This is a genomic window from Chromobacterium sp. W521 (assembly GCF_052805975.1).
In genome coordinates this window covers 223,494-245,106 of record NZ_JBRBAF010000009.1, presented here as the reverse complement: position 1 = coordinate 245,106, position 21,613 = coordinate 223,494, and the positions used below count along the sequence as shown (strand labels likewise).

The window sequence follows — 21,613 nt, the reverse complement described above, 5'->3', positions numbered from 1 at the left end:
AGCAGTGGGCCAGGACAAGAACATCTCGGTCAAGGGCACGTCCACTTCGGTCACTGGGGCTTCGATCAGTTTCACGGGGGTGTCGGTGTCCTTCACCGGCCTGTCGGCCAGCTTTACCGGGGTATCGACCAGCTTTACCGGCCTGTCCACCCGCTTTACCGGGGTGTCGACTAGCTTTACCGGCGTCTCCACCGGTTTCACCGGGGTGGACACCAGTTTTAAGGGGGTTTCCACCAGCTTCACCGGAATCTCGACAGGGTTCACCGGGGTGTCCACCAGCTTTACCGGTGTGTCCACCAGCCTGACCGGCACCAGCACCTCGGTGACGGGCACCTCTCAGAGCATGACCGGCGTGTCCACCTCGATGACGGGCACCAGCGTATCGGCCACCGGCATGTCGCAAAGCATGACCGGCGTGTCTTCGTCCTATACCGGCACCTCCACCAGCGTGACCGGCAATAGCTGCTCGGTCACCGGTACCTCCAAGAGCGTAACCGGTACTTCGATGTCGGATACGGGGACTTCAATCAGCGTGACCGGCACGGATATGTCGACGACCGGCTCGTCCACCAGTGTCACCGGCAGCAAGATGTCCACCACCGGGTCCGACGCTAGCGTCACTGGCTGCTCGATATCCACTACCGGCGTGTCGGTGTCCCTGACAGGCAGCGACACCTCGCTGACCGGTTCTGAAATCAAAGCGGTGGGCAGCAAGATGTCCAGTACAGGTTCCAGCATCAGTTCCGTGGGCTCGGAAGTCAGCTGCAAGGGCTTTAGCAGCTCCACCACCGGTTTCGAATACTCCTACACCGGCGCCTCCTACTCGGACACCGGCGTGGATCTGAAAAAAGTCGGCATGGAGGTCAAAAGCTGATGCCCTTGCGTCATATCAAACCCCAGGCGGCGCTTGTTTCCTCGTCGCGCACCCAGATCGGTTCCCAAGCCATGTTGCGCATCGGCGTCGGCATCGGTTTCCGCCTGAGCGATCCCTTCATCCTGGCGCACGAGACCGCGTGCTGGGAGGCGATCAAGGCGGCAAAGCCGGCGCTGCCGCTGTTCGAACCGGCAATGCCCAAGCTGCGCGCCGAATGGCTGCTGCTGGGCAGCGCGCATTATCGCGGCCCGGCGGCCGGCGTCGGCGTATTGGACTGGCTGGCCGAGGCCGAGCTGGGCGGCGTGCGCAAGATCGCGAGCTGCCGGGCGCAGCCGCGTATGGACGGCGGACGCGTCGAGGCCAGCCTGACGCTGGACCCGCGCCAGGCGGCGGCCGGCCTGCAAGGCGAAAATCCTTTCGGCCAACGCCACGCGTCGCCGCCTTTGCAACGGGTCCGCGGCTTGAACGTGAGCCCGGCGCCGCTGGCGGCGATGGGGCCGTTGGGCAGCGATTGGCCGGAGCGCCGCCAATGGCAGCCGCGCTTCGCCGGCTCGCCGCAAGCAATGGCGGACGACGGCAGCCATATGGGATGGCCGGCGGCCACCGATCTGCGCTTTTTCCAGCAGGCGGCGCCGGACCAGTGGTCGGACCAGGCCTGCTGGCCGGCTCAAGCGCCGTTCGCGCTTAGCGGCTTTCGCGGCGGAGAAGTCCAGGGACGGTTGCCGGCTGTGCGGCCGCTGTTGCTGGCGGGGCGGGGGGACGGCCCGCTGGACGAACGGCCGGAACTGGCATTGCAAACCGTGTGGCTGCTACCGGATGCGGACCTGGGCGTGATGTGGTGGAACGGCTTTCTACCGCTGGATTATGTATTGGACGACGGCGTCGGCCGGCTGGCGCTGGGCTTCAAGGACGCCGCCGAACCTGAACGGCCGGCGGAGCTGGCCGCCTTCGCCGAGCGCCGCTCCCGCTTGGACGATCAAGACCCCTTGCTGTTGGCCGATCACGCGCTGATGCCGGATCCAGCGCGCGGCTGGGTCTGGGAGCAGATACTCGACTCCGCTGACCACCCGCGCTTCGCGCCGCCCCCGCGCGACCGCGCCGAGATTCGCGCGCGGCTGGAACAAAATCATAAGGCCTTGCGCGAGGCGCAGGCGGCGCAAACCCGGCTGCAGTCCTTTGTTCGCGCCAATGAAAACGCCTTGGCCGGCCTGCCGCAAGCGGCGGCCGACGGGGAGAACTGGCGCGAGCGGCTGCAAGGCGAACGCGGCCCCTGGAGCGAGTTGACCATATGCGACGCCGACCTGAGCGGCCTGATTTTCGACGGCCACGAGCTAAGCCAGGTGCGCTTCGAACGCTGCAAATTGGACCACGGCCGTTGGCGGCAATGCCGGCTGGAACAGGTGCAGTTCGTCGATTGCTCGCTGGCCGGCACCGTGCTGGACGCGGTGCGCTGGACCGGCGGCGGTCTGAACCGCTGCAATCTGGGCGCCAGCGTTTGGAACGGCGTCGAACTGGCGCAGTTGGGCATAGAGGATTGCCGGCTGGACGACATCGCGATTAACGGCGGCGCCTGGCGCGCGGTCACGGTGCAGGGCGAGGGCGGCGCCGGCGGCCGGGTTGGCCAGCTGCGTTGGGACCAGGTCAATTGGTGCCGGGTTCGCGCGGAGGATTGGCATTTCACCGGGGTACAAGCCGACGGACTGGGGCTAGTGGAGTGCCAACTGCCGCGTAGCGGCTGGCGGCAATGCCGGCTGTTGAAGTTCAGCGCGCTGGACACGGACCTGTCCGCCAGCGTCTGGCAGCGCTGCCAGCAGCGTTTCGGCGTGGTGTCCCACGGCAGCTCGCTGCGCCAGGCGCGGCTGGAAGACTGCGAGCTGCTGTCTTGCAGTTGGCAGGATCTGGACGCTGCGCAACTGCGGATTGAGCACTGCGCCTGCCCGCAACTGCACGCGCAACGCTTGCGGGCGCCGGATTCGTTGTGGCGGAGTTGCGCGCTGGACGGCCTTAACGCCACCCACGCCAAGCTGGAACGAGCCCGCTTCGAAGCTTGCGCGTTGAAGGACGCGCTGTTCTACGGCGCAAGCCTGAGCGAGAGCCGGATGGAGGGCTGCAATCTGATCGACGCCAAAACCGCCTGGATGCAGCCGCCGTCCAGCGGGGGCTGGCGCGGCAATTTGGAAACCGGGCGCCAGGATTGGCCGAGGAGGGCGCAATGAGCGCGGCGCGGGAGGCCTCGTTGCGGGAGCTGGCCGGAGCGTTGCCCGCCGTGGTGGAGGGGCGGCGATTCGACGCGCCGCCGGCGGAGACGCTGAGCCGCGTGGTCTACATCGATTGCAGTTTCGAGCGCGTGCACTGGCGACAGTGCCGCTTTAAGGAAGCGCGCTTCGTCAATTGCCGCTTCGAAACCAATCGTTTCGAGCGTTGCGTCTGGCATGAGATGGGTTGCGCCGACAGCCAGTTCATCGACTGCGTCTGGGAGGAGTGCGAGCTGGAGCGGGTGGGCTGGCAGCGGGTGATTGCGTCCGGGGCCCAGTGGCGGGGCGGGCGGCAACGGGATTTTTCCTGCGTGGAATTGGACGCCGCTGGCTGGCGCGTCAGCGATGTTCGCAGCGAGCACGGCTCTTTCGTCGACTGCCGGCTGCGGGAATGGCGGCTGCAAGGCGGCCGCTGGTCGGACAGCGCCTGGATACGCAATCAGCTGGACGGCTTTAGCGTGGAGGAGGCCGAGCTGCACAACTTCATTCACGGCCAAAGCCAGGCGCGGCGCGTGGCGCTGAGCGCCTGCCGCGGCTTGAACGCGCGCTGGATAGATTGCGAACTGGAGCATATGGCGCTGGACCACTGCGAACTGAAACAGGCGGCTTGGTCGCACAGTGTCTGGAACGGCGGCGCCATCCGCTCCAGCCGCCTGGTCGGCGCCAGTTTCGACCAGGCCCGGCTGCGCCGAGTGCAGACGCGCGAGGCGGATCTGGAGCAGGCCATGTTCGACGGCGCACGCTTGGAGGATTGTGCTTTTGAGCAATTGAACGCGCCGCGGCTATCGCTGCGGCAGGCGCGGCTGGAGCAGGTCAACCTGTCAGGCGCCAATCTGCGCGGACTGGACGCCAGCGGCGCCGCGCTGCAGTCGGTGAAGTTGTCCGGCTGCGACTGCCGCGGGGGCCGGCTGGTAGGCCAGCCGCGCGGCGCATGGAGCGCGGCCGACACCGCCGGCGCGCTGTTCGACGATAGCAAACTTGAGCAAGACCGGGCTTGGCGGCAACAGGCGCAGCCCGGACCTAGAGGAGCCGCATGATGACATGGATGCAAGAAAGCGCCCTGGCCTGGGCCGAAACTCCGGCCGAGTCCGATCCAGTGCTGCGCGCGCTGCGCGTGGGCACGCCTACGCCGCGACCCAGCCAGGAATGGCTGCCGGCGCGGGTATGCGCGCAAGGCGAGAAGGACGGCGAATGGCTGGTCCGGCTGCCGTCCGGCTCGCTGCGCCAGGCGCGCGCCGCCTTCAGTTGCCTGGTGCGGCCGCAACGCGGCGATCTGGTGCAACTGGCTGCGGCGGATGAGGCTTGCTGGGTGTTGGCCATCCTGGAGCGCCCACAACCGGGCGGGGTTTGCCGCTTGGAACTGGGCGCGGCCAGCGTGCAACTGCACGCCGCCGAACTGCATCTGTGCGCCGACGGCGAGCTGAGCCTGAGCGGCCGGCAGCTCAATAGCCGCGCCCAGGCCATCGCCACCGCGGCGCAGGAGCGGCAGACCCATATCGGCGGCACCGACGCCGAGCACTGCGGCAGCCTGTTGCTGCACGCGGACCGCCACATGGGGCTGCACGCCAAGAGCACGGCGCTGAGTTCGGCTTCGCTGTTGAAGCTCGACGCCGGCCAGATTCACGTTGCCTAAAGGAGAAATGCGATGTTCGCCAATTGTTCCGCCGGCGGCATGGCCCTCGCGGCTTCCGACGTCTGCAAGACCCCGCCGCTGGGGATTCCGTCCACCTACGCCAATATCGCCAACAAGCCGGAGGCGGTGCCCAATGTGCCGACCATCATTTACGCCGGCGGCCCGGTTCACAACCTCAACACCATCATTCCGATGACTCACGGCGACGAGGGCGGCTCCATGGGCGGGGTGGCCTCCGGCACGGTGGCGGCGCTGTCCCGCCACGTGACCGGCTCCGGCAAGGTGCTGATTCAGGGCGCGCCGCAGACGCGGCTGACCGACACCAATCTGCCCAATAACCAGAACACCGCCGGGCAGACGGTGGCGCCTTCCCAGACCATCACCATGACCTTGAGCTAATGATCTCTTTTCCCTTTGTCCGGCGCGCGCTGCTGCTGTGCGCGCTGGCTGGTCTGGCAGGCTGCTCTTCGCTGTTTTCCTCGCGTGGAGACGACGGGCCGCGCCAGTTGCACGTCACCCTGGTGGGCGGCGGCCAGCTCAACAACAGCGGCGGCGGACCGCGGCCGGTGCAGGTCTGCCTGTACGTGGTGCGAGAAGCCAACTGGTTGCCGCCTGCCGGGCTGGAGGATTCCAGCTGCGCCCAGCGCGGCCGGGAAGTGGCGGCCGAATCCCGCCACGTGGTGGCGCCCAACCAGGTGCAGCAAGTGCTGCTGCCGGCGTCCGGCTCGGACCCGGTCTGGCTGTTGGCGGACGCCGATTTCGCCAGCAAGCCGCCCGGCTACGCGCCGCTGCGCATCCGGGTGGACGGCCGCCAGCTGATCCATTTGGCGGTGCTGCTGGAGCGCAACCGCATTGTCGACGCTCTGCGGCCCGCCGCCGCCCCATTGGCGGACGTCTCCGCGTCGGCCCCGGCCGCGTCGCCGACGCCGGCCAAGCCCTCCCGCAAGCCTTGGCGCAAGACGCGCAAGGCGCCCATCGCCCATTTGGAGGAAAGCCCATGAGCGCTTTGCCAGTAGGACCCGTCGCCTGGAGCGACGGCATGTTGATAGAGACCCAGCATTTTCAGCAGCAGGAACGCTACTTGGCTCATCAGTTCGGCCTGCGCCTGCGTCAGACCTCCAACCATGGCTGGGGCTTTTCCCTGCTGGATGTGGACAGCGACGGTTTGGGGCTCGGCCGCTTGGGCCTGCGCGCGGCCGAAGGCATATTGCCGGATGGCACCCCGTTCGCGCTGCCGGCGCACGACCCTTTGCCGGCCCCGCTGGACACCTCGGACGCCCAGGCCGGCGACATTGCCTGCCTGGCGCTGCCGGCCGCCGGTTGCGGCGGCCCGGAAATGGCCTTTGGCGACGCGTCGGCGGCCGCGCGCTACCGCGCCGCCGCCACCGAGGTGCCCGATCTCAGCGTGGGCCTGGACGCGCCGGGCTCGCCGCGCCGCCTGACGCTGGAAACCGGCCGCATGATGACGCGGCTGTGCTGGCAATCGCAATTGCGCGCCGAGGAAACCGCCTTGCCCTTCGCCCGGGTGGCGGGGCGCAGCAGCGCGCTGACGCTGTTGCTGGACCCGCGTTTCATCCCGCCGCTGCTGGACAGCCGCGCCCACCAGACGCTGCGAGCGCTGATCGAGGAGTTGCAAAGCACGCTGCAAGTGCGGCTGGCCGGCAGCGCCGGCTTGCGAGTGCTGTCCGCCGGCGGCGGCCTGGCGGACCTGGTGGAGTTGATGCTGCGCCAGGGCATCGCCGAATACCGGATGCGCTTGGCTCACCTGGACGCCTTCAACCCGCTGCCGCCGGCCTTGCTGTTCCAGGAGTTGATCGGCCTGCTGGGCCGGCTCAGCGTGCTGCCCGGCGTGGACGAGGCATTGGCCGAGCGGCAGTTCGCCTACCGCCACGATGAGCTTCAAGCCAGCTTCGAGCCGCTGGCCGCCACCTTGCGCTACGCGCTGGCCAGGGTGATCGAAACCCCGGTGCTGCCGCTGAAGTTTGAAGACCGCGGCGACCAAGTGCATGTCTGCGTGGTGGACCGCCAGTGGAAGCTGCAGAAGATGGTCTTCGCCTTCTCCGCGGCGATGCCGGCGGACAAGCTGCGCCAGCTCTTGCCGCAGCAGGCCAAACTGGGCGCGGTGGAACAGATACAGAAGCTGGTGGACTTGCAATTGCCGGGCGCGCGGCTGATCCCGACGCCCAACCCGCCGCGCCAGGTGCCGTACTACGCGCAGAGCGTGTACTTCGAAGTAGAGTCCAGCGACCCGTTTTGGGCGCAGGCCTTCGCGGGCTCGGCGCTGGCGCTCCGCATCGTCGGGGACTTCCAGGATATGCGGTTCGAGGCCTGGGGGCTGCGCGAAGGCAAGGTCGCTTAGAACCTGTTTACGACCTGCCGCGCAGCTTAGCGGGGTCGTAAAACAGGCTCAAAACCAAATAGCCGAAAGAGTGAACGAAAATGAATCTGCTGCACAATTTTTCCTCCATCTTCCGCCGGGCCTCCGCCGCGCACCTGAACAGCGGCATGCTGGAGGGCGCGATGCGCAGCCGGCTGGAAAACCTGCCTTTGCTGATGCCGGGCCAGCAAGTGTCCACCTTGGAGGCCGAAGCCGAACCGGAAGCCTTGAACGCCTTGCCGCTGGCCCTCCCGCCCGCCGCGCCGCCGACGGCGGGCGCGGGCAGGGCGCAGGCGGAGACCGACGACGCGCCGGTGATCTATCAGCGCTCCGGAGCGCGCGGCGGCCTGCTCAAGGCCGGCTTGCAACAAGCGCAATGGGACAACCCCTTCATCTCCCACGCCTTGCCGGCGGTGCTGCAATTACAGCGGCTTCAAGGCGGCGCGGCGGAGAGCCAGGCGCAGATCCGCGCCCAATTGGGCCTGGAACTCAAGCTTTACCGAGAACGGCTGGCCGCGTCCGGCTGCGAGTGGCAGCAGGCTCAGGACGCCTCCTATCTGCTATGCACCTATCTGGATGAAGTCTGCAACGACGCGGCGCGCGGCGCCGGCCAACAGCCCTACGACGGCGAGCGCAGCCTTTTGGTGGAGTTCCACGACGACGCCTGGGGCGGGGAAGACGCCTTCGCCGACTTGCAGCGCTGGCTGCGCCACGAGCCGGCGCCCACCCCTTTGCTGGAGCTGTACGAGCTGGTGCTGGCCTTGGGCTGGCAGGGCCGCTACCGGGTGCTGGAGCGCGGCGAGGCGTTGCTGCAGGATTTGCGCTCGCAGCTGCATGCCGCCATTTGGCGTCAGCGGGAGCCGGAGCCGCTGGGGGCGGAATTGATCGAGCCCCCGCCGCCCCCGCCGCCGCCGGAGCCCGAAGCGCCCCCTCGCCAGCGCTGGCTGACGCCCTTGCGCGGCGGCGCCATCGCGCTGGGCGTGGTGGCGCTGGCCTACGGCGCGGCCAACATCAGCCTGGATCTGCTGGGCCGGCCGATACGCGAAGCCCTGGCGGCCTGGACCCCGCCGCTGCGGGCCATCAATCTGGCCACCACCTTGCCGCCTCCGCTGCCGCAGCTGCTGTCCGAAGGCTGGCTGGTGGCCTATAAGCACCCGCAGGGCTGGCTGCTGGTTTTCCGCAGCGACGGCGCCTTCGACGTGGGCAAGGCCGAGGTGCGGGCCTCCTTCCAGAAAAACATCGAACGGCTGGGCCAGGCTTTCGCGCCGTGGCCGGGCGATCTGGAGGTGATAGGCCACACCGACCGCCAACCCATCCAGACCAGCGCCTTCCCCAGCAATCAGCGCTTGTCCGAGGCGCGCGCTCGCTCGGTGGCGGACTCTCTGCGCCAGACCGCGATCCCCGGCGGCGCGCAAGCGCCCGACAACGCGGTGGCGCGCCGCATCGACTCCTCGGGACGCGGCGACAGCGCGCCGTTGGACGCGGCGCAGACCCCTGCCGCCTATGAACGCAACCGCCGCGTCGACGTGTTGTGGAAAGTGGCCGACGCCGCCAAGGGCGCACAGGCCCAGCCGTCCGTCCCCCAAGCCCAATCCCCGCAGACGCCCGCCCCGCTGGCGCTGGCGCCCGGCGTCGGCATAGGCAACGGGCCCAGCCCGCTTGAGCCCGGCTATAAGGAGCAACAACCATGATCCGGCAAAGTATGCGCGTGTTGATCGCGCTGTTGATCGCGCTGGCGATCTGGTGGATAGGACCGCTGATTTCCATCGGCGTCTACCGGCCGCTGGGCTGGGCGCTGCTACGGCAAATCTTAGTCGCGGCAGCGTTGATCTGGGGCTTCTGGCCGCTGCTGAGCTGGCTGTGGGGCTGGCTGACCGCCGCGCCGCGTTCCTTCCGCCGCGCGCCCAAACCGGCGCCCGAGCCTGAGCCGGACCCCGGCCCGCCGGACTACATCAGCGACACTTTGCAGCAACTGGAACGCCAGCTGAGCCGCCGCGGCGGCGCGCCGCTGCCGTGCTATCTGCTGTTGGGCGCCGCCGGCAGCGGCAAAAGCAGCTTGTTGTCCTGGACGCTGCGCGATGGAGCGGAGCCGGCGGCGGCGATAGGGCAGGGCCTGGGACTGGACTTCCGCCTATCCTCGGACGCGGTGTGGCTGGATACCCAGGGGCAGTGGAATATCAGCGAAGGTTACGACCAGGAGGCCGCGGCGGCCTGGGACAAGCTGCTGGCCGGCCTAGTCGCTTTGCGCGACAAGATCCGCGTCAGCGGAGTGGTGCTGTGCGTGGGCGGCGACGATTTGATCTCGATGGCGTCCAAACGCCGTCAGCAAATCGCCGCCACTTTGCGCCAACGCCTGCTCAAGCTGCGCGACGGCCTGGGCCGCACCCCCAACGTCTACCTGGCGCTGACCGGGACGGACCGGCTGGACGGCGCGTTGGCGATGCTGAACCAGATGCGGCCGGAGCGCTGGGCGCGCGGCATCGGCTTCCCCTTGCCGCTGGACGCCGGCGCGGACGCTTCCGGCGCTTGGGCGCCGGCCTTGCATAGCCTAGAACAACGGGTGCAGCGCCAAGTATTGTTTGCCGCGCCCTTGGCCGGCGAGGTGGAGGCCAACCACGCCCAGCTGCGCTTCGTGGAGGCGCTGGGCCGGCTGCGCCAAGCGCTGCAAGGCTTGCTGCCGACGCTGTTCGCCCGCGACGGTGACGAAGACGCCGCCCATTTGCGCGGGCTGTGGCTGGGTTCGGTGGCGGAAGTGGCCGACATTGAAATCGACGGCCCGGAGCCGACGACGCGGCCCTTGGGCGAGCTGTGGACGCCCTTGCTGCGGCAGGTGGCCGTGGAACGGCAATTGATGGAGCAGAACCTGACCGCGGCCGAACGCCAGGCGCGGGAACGGCCGGCTCCGCCCGCGCCGCCGTCGCGCAAGCGCCGGTTGCTGAACGCGCTGCGCTGGGCGGCTTTGCCGGCGCTGGCGCTGGCCTTGCTGGTCTGGGTGGCCTGGGGCTATTTCGCCGAGCGCAACTATCTGGAATACGTCTGGGCTCAGTTCAGCGAGGGCAAGACACTGGCGCGGGAACAGGCCGGCAGCGCGCCCAGCGCCGGATCGCCGTTGCTGGCGGTGGCGGCGCAAATGCGCTACGCGCAGGCCCAGGCTGAAAGCGCCGAGCGCGGGATGAGGACGCCGTACTTCGAGCACCGCCGCGTGGCTGAAACCGCCACCGCCACCTATCACCGCCACTTGCAGAAAACGCTGATGCCGGAACTGTACAACGAGGTGAAGCGCACCTTGCAGGCGCAGACCGAAGGCAGCCCCGGCGACATCTTCCTGACGCTCAAGGTCTATCTGATGTTGTGCCGGCCGCAGTACCGCTCCGCCAGCGCGGTGGAGCGTTGGATCTCCGGCCGCTGGGAAGCGCTGTCCGAAGGGCAGTACAACGACGAGGACCGGCGCATGCTGATCGCCGACGCGCGCGCGCTGATCACGCTGCCCGGCCTGCCGGCGGCGCCGGAGGACGCCAACCTGGTGCAGACCGCCCGCGCCCGCGCTTCGCAGATTCCGGTAGTGACTCGGGTGCTCAACCATGTGCGGGAGCAGGGCCTGCCGTCCCAGATACAGGACATCTCGCTGGCGCGCGCGGCGGGCTTTGGCTCGGCGATGAGCTTGCGCATGCGCAACAACGTGCCGGATACCGACAGCGCCGTTTCCGGCTGGTACACCCGCGCAGGTTATGTGGACGCCTTCCTGCCTCGGCTGGAGCCCAGCGCCCGCGCCATGCTGGAGGAGCAGAGCTGGGTGCTGCGCAACGAGCCGCTGCGCGGCAATGGCTTTGAGATCGACAGCCTGGTGCAGAAGCTGGCCGACAGCGCCCGCAATCAATATCTGCAGGACTACATCACCGCCTGGCAAAGCTTTTTGGCCAATGTCAGCGTGCGCTCCGTCACCGGCCTGGACGACGCCGCGCAGTTGGCGGCATCAATGATGAACTCGCAATCGCCGCTGGCCAATCTGCTGCGTTTCGCCGGACGCGAAACCATGTTGACCGGCAGCTACGACGGCGGCATGGATAGTTGGATAGACCGCCAGAAGGCGCGGCTGGAAAAAAGCCGCCGCTCTCTGGTGGGCGAGATCAACGGCGAGCGCTACCGCACCACCTTGCTGCCGGAGCACGCGGTGGAGGAGCACTTCCAGGCCTTGCGCCAGATCGCCAAGCAACTGGAGAAGAACGACAACAGCGGCAGCAATCCGCTGGCGCGGCTGTTCGATTCTTTGTACCGCCAGCTGGGCCTGGTCAACGGCGCCCTGCAAACCGGCCAAGTGCTGCCGGCGCAATACGATGTGTTCACCAAGCTGCGCGGCGACGCCGGCCTGCAGCCGGAGCCGGTGCGCGGCATCATGCTGGACCTGATCAACAACGGCAGTGCAGCCACCTCCAGCCAGACCCAGGCGGTGCTGAACAAGGGCGCGGCCGGCGCCACGCGCAGCGCCTGCGATCAGGGCTTGACCGGCCGCTACCCGTTCCGCCGAGGTGCCGGCGCGGACGCCAGCGTTGAGGGCTTTGAGCGGCTGTTCGCCCCCCAGGGCGCGATGGCGGTGTATTTCCGCGAGCATCTGGCCGCCTATGTCGATACCTCGGTGACGCCGTGGAAGGCGCGCAGCGTGGACGGCGGCAAGCAGGCGCTGCTGAGCCAAGAGGTGATTGGCGCTTACGAAAGCGCCAGCCGCATCCGCGATGCGATGCTGGACGACGGCGGCCGCTTGCGGGTGCCCACGGTGTTGCGCTTCCTGGACATGGACCCGCAACTGGCCGAGGTGCAGTTGGACCTGGCCGGCCAGACTCTGCGTTTCGCCCACGGCGCCACCACGCCGCAGCGCATCGACTGGAACGGTCAGAGCCAGAAGTTGGCGATACGGCTGCAAATGAAGTCGGTGGACGGCCGCGTCAACACCTTGCAATACGACGGACCATGGGCGCTGTTCCGCTTCTTCGACGCCGGCCGCGGCGTGGGCGGGACCGCGGACCGCCGCGAGCGCCTGTATCAGGGCAGCCTGGGTTCGGTGCGCATAGAGTGGCAGTCGCTGTCCTCGCCATCGCCGCTGTGGTCCGGGCTGATCCAGTCTTTCCGTTGCCCGCAAGGCGGCTGACGACGGTTCAGGGGCCGGCATTGCCGGCCCCGACAAGAGGGAGCCCGCTCAGCACGGCGGATTTTGAACGGGCCCAGGCGGGTTTTTCCGCTGTTTGTTTCGTTCCATTACCCACTGAAAGGAAACACCATGACCAAGGCTGCAGAAAACATGATCAACCCGGCGGAAATCCTCAAGGCGTGCAGCGCCGCCCACCAGTACGGCCAAAGCGCCGGCGGCTCCATGGCCGAGCCGTTCATGAACGCGGTGCCGGGCATGAATATCGCCTCCGGCAGCAACGCCAGCAATTTGATAGGCAATGTGCAGGACGTGGGCCGCCAGATGCTGGACCACATGACCGCGATCAAGTCCTCGGTGGACAAACAGGTGGCGGTGCATCAGGACCAGCAGCGCCGGCAGAAGACTTATGATTTCCAGCCGGACATGTCCGACCTGCGCCCCAGCGACGCCAAAGGCTTCCCCACCGAAATGCCGGAAGCCTTCTTCGCGCCTTTCATGAAGAAATAGGCGCGACGGACAGGCAAGCGCCCGGGACGCGCGCATCCCGGGCGTTTGCGCCGACGCTCGTTTAGCCGCCGCTATCGGCGAATTTTTCCAGATAGAGATTGAGATGCTCGCAACCATGACGGCGCAGCCAGTCGCGCACCGCGTCCACCATCGGCGGCGGGCCGCATAGATAAATGTCGGCGGCCTGGGCGCGCAGCGCGTCCGCGTCCAGGTGCTCGGGGATCAGCCCGCGTTTGCCGCTCCAGCCGTCTTCCGCCGCCATCACCACCGGATGCCAGGCAAAGCCGGGCAGCCGTTCGGCCAGGCCGCGCAGCCGCGGCTGCTCGCATAGGTCGCCTTCGCGGTTGACGCCGTAGTACAGCGTCACCGGCTGGCCGCAGCCGCCTTGTTCGGCCAATTGCTCCAGCATGCCCAGAAAGGCGGACAAGCCGGTGCCGCCGGCCAACATCAACACCGGCTTGTCGATGTGGCGCAGGTAGAAACTGCCCAGCGGCGCTTCCAGTTCGATGCGATCGCCGGCCCGCCAGCCACTGCGCAGATAATTGCTCATCGCGCCGTCCGGCAACAGCCGCACCAGGAAGCGCAGCTGCTTGTCCGCGGCAGGGGCGTGGGCGAAGGAGTAGGCGCGCCATTGCTCGCCGCCGGGCACGCGCAGCCGCGCGTATTGGCCGGGCAGGAAGGATAACGCGCCCTCGGCGGCCGAGGCGTCCAGACACAGCACGGCGCAACTGTCCGATACCGGCTCCACCCGGCTCACCACGGCGGAGATGCGGGCTGCCGGCGCGCTCCGGCACAGGCTGGAGTCGAAGTCGAAGGAAAAAGCGGCGTTGGACAACACCCTGGTCTGGCAGGACAGGATGCGGCGCTCCGCCAGCTCCTCCGCGGACAGCGCCTCGGGATCGACGTAGTCCTGGCTGTAATCGCCGCGGTCGCAACGGCCGCGGCAGGTGGCGCACACGCCTTCCCGGCAATCCATCGGGATCTTGATGCCTTGGCGCAGCGCGGCATCCAGCAGCAGTTCGCCTGGCTTGGCCTCTAGAAACAGGGTATGGCCGTCGATAAAATTCAAAGCCACTTGATGCATTTCGGTGTTTCCGCTTGGAGATTTCGAACAGGTTCACGATCTTGCGAGCTAGAGGCATTGCGGCAGAGAAAGCGGAATGTGCTGACGGCACATAAGCATTCCGAAGCGCAACCCGCTCTCGGCGCGCGGCAGATCGTAAACAGGTTCTCAGAGATGGTAGAAATCCAGCACCGCGTTCACGGTATCGTTCAACAGCAGCACATGCTGACGCCGGATCCGCCACCCGTCGCCGTGCCGCTCCAGCGTGTACGCGGCGCGGCCGTAGAAATAGCCGGTCTCGCCAAAGCGGGTGTAGAACGTGGCCCAGTTGACGCGGGCTTCCACCAAACCGTCGGCGCCGCGTTCAACGCGTATATTGGTCAGCTGGTGCAAAGTGCGGGGCATCGGGTTGCAGGCGGCGGATTTGCCGGTGCGTATGCGGAACACCCTGTCCTCCAGGCCGGCGCGGCTGGCGTAGTAGATCAGCGACATCTCGCGCTTGGGGTCGGTGGTGTAAACGTGTTCGGAGTCCCATTGCGGCACGTGGTATTCGCAGTCCGGCGCGTAATCGGCCAGGTAGGCGTCCCAGTCCTGGCTGTCGCACCGCTCGGCGTGACGGTAGAGAAACTGTTCCACTTGGTAATGAAGTTCGATGTTCATCGCTAGGCTCCCTCGGCGGCGGCGCGCCGCGCCAGCCCTTGCAGCAGGAACTGCCGCCAGGCGCTGTGCTGGTTGACGTACAGGCCTTCATGGGTGATTTCCGTCCCGGTCAGGCAGGGGGCGATGCCCAGGGTTTCGCTATTGGGCGTGGCGCCGGTTTGCCAGCGCGGGTGGCCGCGCGAGATGTCGCTCCAGCGCTCCAGCCGCGCCTGGAAGCCGCGTTGCGCTTCGCGGAACTCGGTCAGATCATCCGGCGTGCCCATGCCGGACACATTGAAGAAGTCCTCGAACTGACGGATGCGGTTCTCGCGGTCGGCGGCGGATTCGCCCTTGACGCCCAGACACTGGCTTTGCACCAGAGTCTTGTTCCAGGCCAGCGGGCGGATGATGCGCAGCTGGGAGCTGATCTGGTCCATGAAGAACAAGCTGGGATAGATATTGAGGTTGCGCAGCCGGTGCATCATCCATTCCGCCTTGGCCTGACCGTGCTCGGCCACCAGGCGCGGCATGATGCCGGCGTAGCCGGGCCGCACCGCCGGGTTGGGCATGTCGCTGAATAGCACGCTGTGGCCGTTGGGGAAGGAGAACCAGCCGTCGTCGGTGGCGGCGTCGCCGGCGCCCAGCTTGCTGTAGTCCAGCGTGGCGGCCTGCGCCTCGCCTTGCTGGCGGCAGACCTCCTGGCGGTGCTGCACAGTGGCCACGTAGTTGTAGTGCACGGTGCTGACGTGATAACCATCCAGGCCGTTTTCGTTTTGCAGCTTCCAGTTGCCATCGTAGGTATAACTGGATTTGCCGGGCAGCACTTCCAGCTCGCCGTTGGGAGACTGCGCCACCATCATGTCGAAAAAGACCTTGGCGTCCCCCAGATAATCTTCCAGCGAGTCCGCGCCGTCCGGGTCCAGGCTGACGAAGACGAAGCCCTTGTAGCTGGCGACCCGCGCCTGTTTGAGCGACCGGGCGGCCTTGTCGAAGTCCGCCGGGTATTCGCCCGGGGCCTTGACCTTGAGCAGACGGCCGTCGTTCTTGTAACACCAGGCGTGGAACGGGCAGGTGAAGGTGGATTGATTGCCCTTGCACTGACGCACCAGGGTGGCGCCACGGTGCTGGCAGGCGTTGATCAGCGCGTGCAGCCCGCCGTTGCCGTCTCGGCTGACGATCAGCGGCTGACGGCCCGCCTGCACGGTGATGAAATCGTTGGGTGCGGCGATTTCGCTTTCATGGCAGGCGTAAATCCAGACTTTCTCGAAGATCAGCTCCATCTCCAGATCAAACAGCTGCGCGTCGGTGAACATGTCGCGGGCGATGCGGTAGATGCCGTCGTCCGGGCGAAAGTCCAGGCAGCCGCTGACGAAGCTGCGCCATTGCTCCGTGGTGCGGAAGGTTGTGCTCATCGTAATGTCCTTATCTGAGAACCCGTTCAACGTCTGCTCCGCGTCGGCGGTGCGGCATTAACCACCCGCGCATTCCGCTTTCTCAGCCGTTTTCGCTTGTTTCGCCTTGGCTCGCGAGACTTTGAACAGGTTCTGCGTTCCGGCTGGCTCGCCGCGCGAAGCGGCGAGCCGCGGTTTCAATCGGCGTTAGACTTGGGCGCGGGCGCGGCTTACCTCGGAGGAGGGGACCGGCGCCGCTTCGCGGTGCAGAGTGAAGTTGAACTCGATGCGGGCGAAAGGCTTGCCGACGCCGCTCTGACGCAGTTCCTCCGGCGCGCTGACGCGTTGAATGTCAGGCACCAGCCCTTCCCGCGAGCCGAAGGCGAAGTCATCCCACAGATACGGATCGTCCTGGATGTTGATCTGGGTGGTCAGTTTGCGAAAGCCCGGTGCGGAAACGAAGAAATGCACGTGAGCCGGGCGGTGGCCGTGGCGGCCCAGCTGCCGCAGCAGGCGGTCGGTGGGGCCATCCGGCGGCACGCTGTAGCCACAGGGCATGATGCTGCGGAAGCGATAGCGCCCCTGGTCGTCGGTGCGGATGCTGCGGCGCAGGTTGAAAGCGCTCTGGGTCTGATCGAAATAGGAGTAATTGCCCAGGCTGTTGGCGTGCCACACTTCCACCAGAGCATGCGGCACCGGTTGGCCGGCGCTGTCCAGCACCTGGCCGCGCATGAACAAGGGCTCGCCGTCGTCCGTGCCGTCGTCCAGCCGCGCTTCGCATTCGCACAAGGGCGCGCCGGCCACGTAGAGCGGGCCTTCTATGGTGCGCGGCGTGCCGCCGAGCAGGCCGGCCTTGCGCTCCGCCTCGTCGGCGCGCAGGTCCAGGAAATGTTCCAGCCCGAGCCCGGGCACGATCAAACCCAGTTCTCCGCTGCGGCCGGCGTCGGCCAGCAGACCCACCGCGCTCCAGAACTCCGACGGCTGGATGTCGAAGTCCTCGATCGCGTAGCACAGGTCGCGCATTAAGCGATTGACGATGGCGCGGGTGCGCGGGTTGGCCTGCTCGGTGGCGGGTTGGTCGAAGCGTTGCAGCAAGGCGTCGATTTCGGCGCGTTCCATGGTGTTTCTCCTTTGTTGACGGGCGGGGATGTTGTGTTTTGATTCCGCCGTGGTGGACCAGCTGGGCGGGCGCCTAGCGGTCGTCGGCGTGGATGCTCGACGGATGCCGGTTCATGGGCCGAACTTCGATGCGCATGAAGGGGAACAGCGGCAAGCTGGACAGCAATTGATGCAGCTCCTCTGCGTCGGCGACATCGAATACGCTGATGTTGGCGTACTGGCCGCTAAGCCTCCACAGATGGCGCCACTGGCCGCTGCGCTGCAGAGCCTGGGCGCGTTCGCGCTCGTCCAGTTTCAAGGCCGCGGCCCGTTCCGGGTCCAGGTCGTGGGGCAGGTTAACTTGCATTTCCACATGAAACAGCATGAAGGTCTCCTTGGCTTTTCAGAGGCTTGTCGGGTTCAGACCGCATGCAGCCGCGGCGCGGTCCGGTCGCGGCGCAAGGTCGCCAGCTTGTCCGGGTCCGGTCGTACGCCCAGGCCGGGGCCGGAAGGCAGGTGCAGTTCGAAATCCCGGTAGCAGAGAGGCTCGGTCAGCAGTTCCTCGGTCAGCAACAGCGGGCCGAACAGTTCGCTGCCCCAGTCCAGCTTTTCGAAAGTGGCGAACAACTGGGCCGAGGCGATGGTGCCGATGCCGCCCTCCAGCATGGTACCGCCGTAAAGGCCCAGACCATTGACGGCGGCGATCTCGGCCACCTGCCGCGCGGCGAACAAGCCGCCGGACTGAGCGATTTTCACCGCGAACACGTCGGCGGCGTCCAGGCGCGCCAACTGGTTGGCGTCCGCCGGGCCGTGCAGGGATTCGTCCGCCATGATCGGCACCTCGAAACGCCGCGCCAGCCGCGCCAGCGCGGCGGGGTGTTCGCGCGGCACAGGCTGTTCGATCAGTTCCACGCCGCCGTCCTGCAGCCGGGCGATGGCGCGCTCGGCCTGCATCTCGCTCCAGGCCTGATTGACGTCGACGCGCACGCTGGCGCGGCCGTCCAGCGCGCGGCAGATGGCCAGCACATGGGCCACGTCGTCTTCCGGCGCGCGCAGGCCTATCTTCAGCTTGAACACGCGATGGCGGCGCCGTTCCAGCATGTCCTCGGCCTCTGCGATGTCGCGGCCGGTGTCGCCGCTGGCCAGGGTCCAGGCCACTGGCAGGCTGTCTCGCACCCGGCCGCCCAGCAAGTCGCTCATCGGCACGCCCAATCTTTGCGCCTGGATATCCAGCAAGGCGGTTTCCAGCGCGCATTTTGCGAAACGGTTGCCGCGGGCGCCGCGACGCAGCTTGACCAGCAGTCGGCCCACTCCGCGGGCGTCTTCGCCCAGCAGCAGCGGCGCCAGGTGGCGGTCGATATTGGTTTTGACGCTTTCCGGGCTTTCCTCTCCGTATTGCAGCCCGCCTATGGTGGTGGCTTCGCCCCAGCCTTCCCGCCCATCGCGGCAGCGGATGCGCACCAGAGCCAGCGTCTGGCTGCGCATGGTGGCCACCGACAGCTGGTGCGGGCGGATGGTGGGCAGATCGACCAAGATGGTCTCCACCGTGTCTATCGCGGTATCAGGTATCAAGATTGCGCTCCCGTGGTTTCGGATATCATGCAAGCCTGTAGAGCCGCGGGTCCAACACCGTTTTCGTCTGCTTTCATACCTGTGAGGTATTGAATGGAATTGCGCCATTTGCGCTACTTCGTCGCCGTCGCCGAGGAACTCAACTTCACCCGCGCGGCGGAAAGACTGCACATCGCCCAGCCGCCGCTAAGCCGACAGATCCAGCAACTGGAGGAGGAACTGGGCCTGTTGCTGCTGGACCGCGGCGCGCGGCCGCTGCAGCTGACCGAGGCCGGCCGCTTCTTCTACGCCCAGGCGCGCAATCTGCTGGCCCAGGCCCAGGGGATGCGCGCGATGACGCGCAAGATCGCGCTGGCGCGCCGCCAGCTGGTGATAGGTTATGTCGGTTCCACTCTGTACCGGCCGCTGCCGGAGGTGATACGCCGTTTTCGCGCCATCCATGCGGACATTGAGCTGTCCTTGCTGGAAATGACTTCGTTGGAGCAGGTGGAGGCCTTGAAAGCCGGACGCATCGACGTCGGCTTCGGCCGGCTTTTGTTTGACGATCCGGCGGTGGAGCGCGAGGTGCTGGCCGAGGAAGCCCTGTGGCTGGCGCTGCCGCTGGAGCATCCGCTGGCAAGGCTGGAGGCCCCGTTGCACCTGCGCGACGCGGCGGAGGAAACGGTGCTGATCTACCCGCGCCAGCCTCGCCCCAGTTACGCCGACCAAGTATTGGCCGCCTTCCGCCAGCGCGCGCTGGAACCGGCTTACACGCTGGAGGTGCGCGAACTTCAAACCGCGCTGGGCCTGGTGGCCGCCGGCATGGGCGTGTGCGTGGTGCCGGCGAGCGTATTGCGGCTACGCCGAGACGATGTGGTTTACCGGCCGCTAACGGACGAGGGCCTGGCGTCGCCGCTAATCATGAGCGCGCGGCGCGGAGACCGTTCAGAAGAACTGGCCCTGATCCGGCGCTTGCTGCGCGAGCTGTTGCCGCGCGAGGAGGCTCTGGAGAAATAGAGGGTGGGCTACTGTTTCGACATTCATTTGCAGGGCGAGAGGGAGAGTGTGTTTTTCGTTTCGTGACGGTGAGCGGTCCGCAATAAGCGTTCGCGCGGCGAGGTTTTTCAATTCAATGACAGGGGGAGCCATGAAGAAAATATGCATCATAGGCGCGTCCGGCAAACTGGGCCAATACATGGTTCAGCATGCGCTGGACCGGGGTTACGAGGTGGTCGCGGTTTGCCGCGCGGTCAGCGCACCCAAGCTGGAGCGCTTCAAGGACCGCATCACGATCATGCCCGGCGCCAGCGACGATCGTCAGCTCATACAACGGGCCGTGGCCGGCTGCGACGGTGTATTAACCGTGCTGGTGCCTTGGGGTATGAAGCATTACTCGTCGGGCACCGCTCGGGCTGTGCTGGATTTCGCCCCGGTCGGCGCGCGGCTGGTATTTTCCTGCGGCTGGCACATCAGCCGCGACGGCCAGGATGTCTACCCATTGTCCCTTAGGTTGGCGGTGTCGATAGGCGGCTGGCTGCTACGCTTGTTTCGCGTCGGCGAAATCGAGGATCAAGTTCGGGCTTGCAACTTGATCTTCGCCAGTGACACCCAGTGGACCGTGGTGCGCGGCAGCAATCTGGAAGAGGGCGTCAGCGAGGGCCTGCCTTTGTGGAGCGAACATGTTGGCGATGCCGTGTTGAACAGCAATCTCACGCGCCGAACAGACTTCGCCCTCTTCATGGTGACGGCGCTGGAAGATGAGGCTCTGATCCGGCGGGCGCCGGCCATCGTCGGCCGCCACACTCCATCGGCGCAGGCCGCCATCGCCGCAGTGGCGGACTGACGCGTCCTTGCCGTTGGATGCTAGCCGGCTAGGCTGCTTTCTCTTGCAAATAGTGAGAGGCTATCCGCTTCTGTCCGACCAGCGCAATCAACGCCATCAGCGCGCCGGCGGCCAGAGTCACGCCGAAGCCGGCGCGCACGCCTGCATGATCCACTACCCAACCCGTCACCGCCGCGCCCAGCGCCACGCCGCTGGCGAGACCGGTGATCAGCCAGGTCAGGCCCTCGGTCAGTTGCGTCGGCGGGACCATCTCTTCCACCAAACCCATCGCAACGATCATGGTGGGAGCGAAAAACACGCCGGCCAGCAAAACGCCGGCGGTCAGCAGCCAGAGATTGGAGACCAGCAGCAAAGGCAGGGTGGCCAAGGCGGTAGCGGCGGCGGCCCGAACGAAGAGCCGCGGCAGCGGCATGTTGAGCTTGCGCGCGCCAAACAACAGGCCGGCCAGGCAGGAGCCGATCGCGTACACCGATAAGACGATGCTGGCCGCCGCCGGTTGCCCTTGCTGCTGAGCAAAAGCGACGCTGATCACGTCCACGGCCCCGGCGATGGCGCCCAGCGCCACAAGGGCCAGGATCAGCACCTGCATGCCGGCCAAGGAAGCGACCGAGCCGTGGCGCTCCCCCGTCTCTGGATGCACCAGCGGTTCGGTGCCGGCTTGCGCGCAGAAGGCGGCGACGCCGCCCGCCAGCAGCACAGCGGCCAGCAAGGGCCCGGCCTGTGGAAACGCGGCCACGCTCAGGCCGACGGCGATGGGCGGGCCGACGATGAAGCAAACCTCATCCAATACCGATTCCAGCGAAAACGCGGTGTGCAGTTGCGGCGAGCCGCGATAGATCTCCGTCCAGCGCGCGCGAGCCATCGCCGACATGCTGGGCATGCAGCCGGCGAGGGCGGCGGAAACAAACAAGGTCCACACCGGCCATTGCGCCCAACTGCAGAACAACAAGCCCAGCATGGCCGTCACGCTGAGCGCGGTGGCCGCCGGCAGCACCCGTCGCTGGCCGTAGCGGTCCACCAATCTAGAGACCTGAGGCGCCAGCAGCGCCATTGAAAAAGTGAAGGTGGCGGCGACGGCGCCGGCCAGCCAATAGGAACCGGAGGTTTGCGACAACATGGTGATGATGCCGATACCCGTCATGGAAATCGGCATCCGCGCCACCCAGGCGGCGGCTGAGAAAGCCAGGCTGCCGGGATGGGAGAACAGGCTAAGGTAGGGGTTGGCCATCGGGTTTCCTT

Annotated in this window: 19 protein-coding genes; 12 read left to right on the top strand and 7 right to left on the bottom strand. The window is 66.8% G+C overall.

Annotation, left to right across the window (positions count from 1 at the left end; genetic code table 11):
* From ACUXV1_RS16280 to ACUXV1_RS16235, 10 genes are all read left to right on the top strand, one after another.
* Window positions 1-874: hypothetical protein (locus tag ACUXV1_RS16280; protein WP_446015750.1), on the top strand; the 874-nt coding region annotated here is incomplete at its 5' end.
* Window positions 874-3,090 (top strand): DUF2169 family type VI secretion system accessory protein, encoded by a 2,217-nt coding sequence (locus ACUXV1_RS16275; protein WP_446015751.1) that lies wholly within the window; start codon window positions 874-876, stop codon window positions 3,088-3,090. The genes ACUXV1_RS16280 and ACUXV1_RS16275, both read left to right, overlap by 1 nt.
* A complete protein-coding gene (locus ACUXV1_RS16270) occupies window positions 3,087-4,166 on the top strand; it encodes a pentapeptide repeat-containing protein (protein WP_446015752.1) in 1,080 nt (359 codons plus the stop codon). The genes ACUXV1_RS16275 and ACUXV1_RS16270 overlap by 4 nt, the downstream gene beginning before the upstream one ends.
* Entirely contained in the window at window positions 4,166-4,762 is a 597-nt protein-coding gene (locus tag ACUXV1_RS16265) for a DUF3540 domain-containing protein (RefSeq protein WP_446020081.1), read from the top strand. The genes ACUXV1_RS16270 and ACUXV1_RS16265 overlap by 1 nt, the downstream gene beginning before the upstream one ends.
* 12 nt (window positions 4,763-4,774) lie before the next feature.
* Window positions 4,775-5,161, top strand: a complete 387-nt coding sequence (locus ACUXV1_RS16260; RefSeq protein WP_043593253.1) for a DUF4150 domain-containing protein — start codon at window positions 4,775-4,777, stop codon at window positions 5,159-5,161.
* Window positions 5,161-5,763, top strand: coding sequence for a type VI secretion lipoprotein TssJ (locus ACUXV1_RS16255; RefSeq protein WP_081555817.1), 603 nt, complete (start codon window positions 5,161-5,163; stop codon window positions 5,761-5,763). Before ACUXV1_RS16260 ends, ACUXV1_RS16255 begins: the two co-directional genes overlap by 1 nt.
* A complete protein-coding gene (tssK, locus tag ACUXV1_RS16250; RefSeq protein ID WP_203389970.1) occupies window positions 5,760-7,121 on the top strand; it encodes a type VI secretion system baseplate subunit TssK in 1,362 nt (453 codons plus the stop codon). Before ACUXV1_RS16255 ends, tssK begins: the two co-directional genes overlap by 4 nt.
* A gap of 80 nt (window positions 7,122-7,201) precedes the next feature.
* On the top strand, window positions 7,202-8,830 hold the full coding sequence (gene icmH, locus ACUXV1_RS16245; RefSeq protein ID WP_194426328.1) for a type IVB secretion system protein IcmH/DotU: 1,629 nt from the start codon (window positions 7,202-7,204) through the stop codon (window positions 8,828-8,830).
* On the top strand, window positions 8,827-12,282 hold the full coding sequence (tssM, locus tag ACUXV1_RS16240; RefSeq protein ID WP_446015755.1) for a type VI secretion system membrane subunit TssM: 3,456 nt from the start codon (window positions 8,827-8,829) through the stop codon (window positions 12,280-12,282). Before icmH ends, tssM begins: the two co-directional genes overlap by 4 nt.
* Window positions 12,283-12,411: 129 nt before the next feature.
* Window positions 12,412-12,789: a DUF6277 family protein gene (locus ACUXV1_RS16235; RefSeq protein WP_196783769.1), complete on the top strand. Its 378-nt coding sequence runs from the start codon at window positions 12,412-12,414 to the stop codon at window positions 12,787-12,789.
* A 61-nt stretch (window positions 12,790-12,850) separates the two neighbouring features.
* On the opposite strand, the gene antC is transcribed toward ACUXV1_RS16235, so the two are convergent.
* The 6 genes from antC to ACUXV1_RS16205 all read right to left on the bottom strand — a co-directional run bounded on the left by antC (window position 12,851) and on the right by ACUXV1_RS16205 (window position 18,552).
* Window positions 12,851-13,873, bottom strand: coding sequence for an anthranilate 1,2-dioxygenase electron transfer component AntC (antC, locus tag ACUXV1_RS16230; protein ID WP_194426330.1), 1,023 nt, complete (start codon window positions 13,871-13,873; stop codon window positions 12,851-12,853).
* 147 nt (window positions 13,874-14,020) lie between these two features.
* Window positions 14,021-14,512, bottom strand: coding sequence for an anthranilate 1,2-dioxygenase small subunit (gene antB, locus ACUXV1_RS16225; protein WP_043634791.1), 492 nt, complete (start codon window positions 14,510-14,512; stop codon window positions 14,021-14,023).
* A 2-nt stretch (window positions 14,513-14,514) separates the two neighbouring features.
* Window positions 14,515-15,903, bottom strand: a complete 1,389-nt coding sequence (gene antA / locus ACUXV1_RS16220; protein ID WP_114152913.1) for an anthranilate 1,2-dioxygenase large subunit — start codon at window positions 15,901-15,903, stop codon at window positions 14,515-14,517.
* A gap of 186 nt (window positions 15,904-16,089) precedes the next feature.
* Window positions 16,090-17,001: a catechol 1,2-dioxygenase gene (catA, locus tag ACUXV1_RS16215; RefSeq protein WP_043634785.1), complete on the bottom strand. Its 912-nt coding sequence runs from the start codon at window positions 16,999-17,001 to the stop codon at window positions 16,090-16,092.
* 73 nt (window positions 17,002-17,074) lie between these two features.
* Window positions 17,075-17,365: a muconolactone Delta-isomerase gene (gene catC / locus ACUXV1_RS16210; protein WP_043634782.1), complete on the bottom strand. Its 291-nt coding sequence runs from the start codon at window positions 17,363-17,365 to the stop codon at window positions 17,075-17,077.
* Between the two features lie 35 nt (window positions 17,366-17,400).
* The gene (locus tag ACUXV1_RS16205) at window positions 17,401-18,552 is read right to left on the bottom strand and encodes a muconate/chloromuconate family cycloisomerase (protein WP_275888050.1); all 1,152 of its coding nucleotides are present in this window, start codon (window positions 18,550-18,552) and stop codon (window positions 17,401-17,403) included.
* A 93-nt stretch (window positions 18,553-18,645) separates the two neighbouring features.
* Here ACUXV1_RS16205 and ACUXV1_RS16200 point away from each other — a divergent pair, with 93 nt between their 5' ends.
* Both ACUXV1_RS16200 and ACUXV1_RS16195 read left to right on the top strand, forming a co-directional pair.
* On the top strand, window positions 18,646-19,548 hold the full coding sequence (locus ACUXV1_RS16200; RefSeq protein WP_337883039.1) for a LysR family transcriptional regulator: 903 nt from the start codon (window positions 18,646-18,648) through the stop codon (window positions 19,546-19,548).
* A gap of 130 nt (window positions 19,549-19,678) precedes the next feature.
* Window positions 19,679-20,374, top strand: a complete 696-nt coding sequence (locus ACUXV1_RS16195; RefSeq protein ID WP_446015756.1) for an NAD(P)-dependent oxidoreductase — start codon at window positions 19,679-19,681, stop codon at window positions 20,372-20,374.
* Between the two features lie 28 nt (window positions 20,375-20,402).
* Here the strand turns inward: ACUXV1_RS16195 and ACUXV1_RS16190 are convergent, their stop codons facing one another.
* Window positions 20,403-21,602, bottom strand: a complete 1,200-nt coding sequence (locus ACUXV1_RS16190; RefSeq protein ID WP_446015757.1) for an MFS transporter — start codon at window positions 21,600-21,602, stop codon at window positions 20,403-20,405.
* Window positions 21,603-21,613 lie beyond the last annotated feature (11 nt).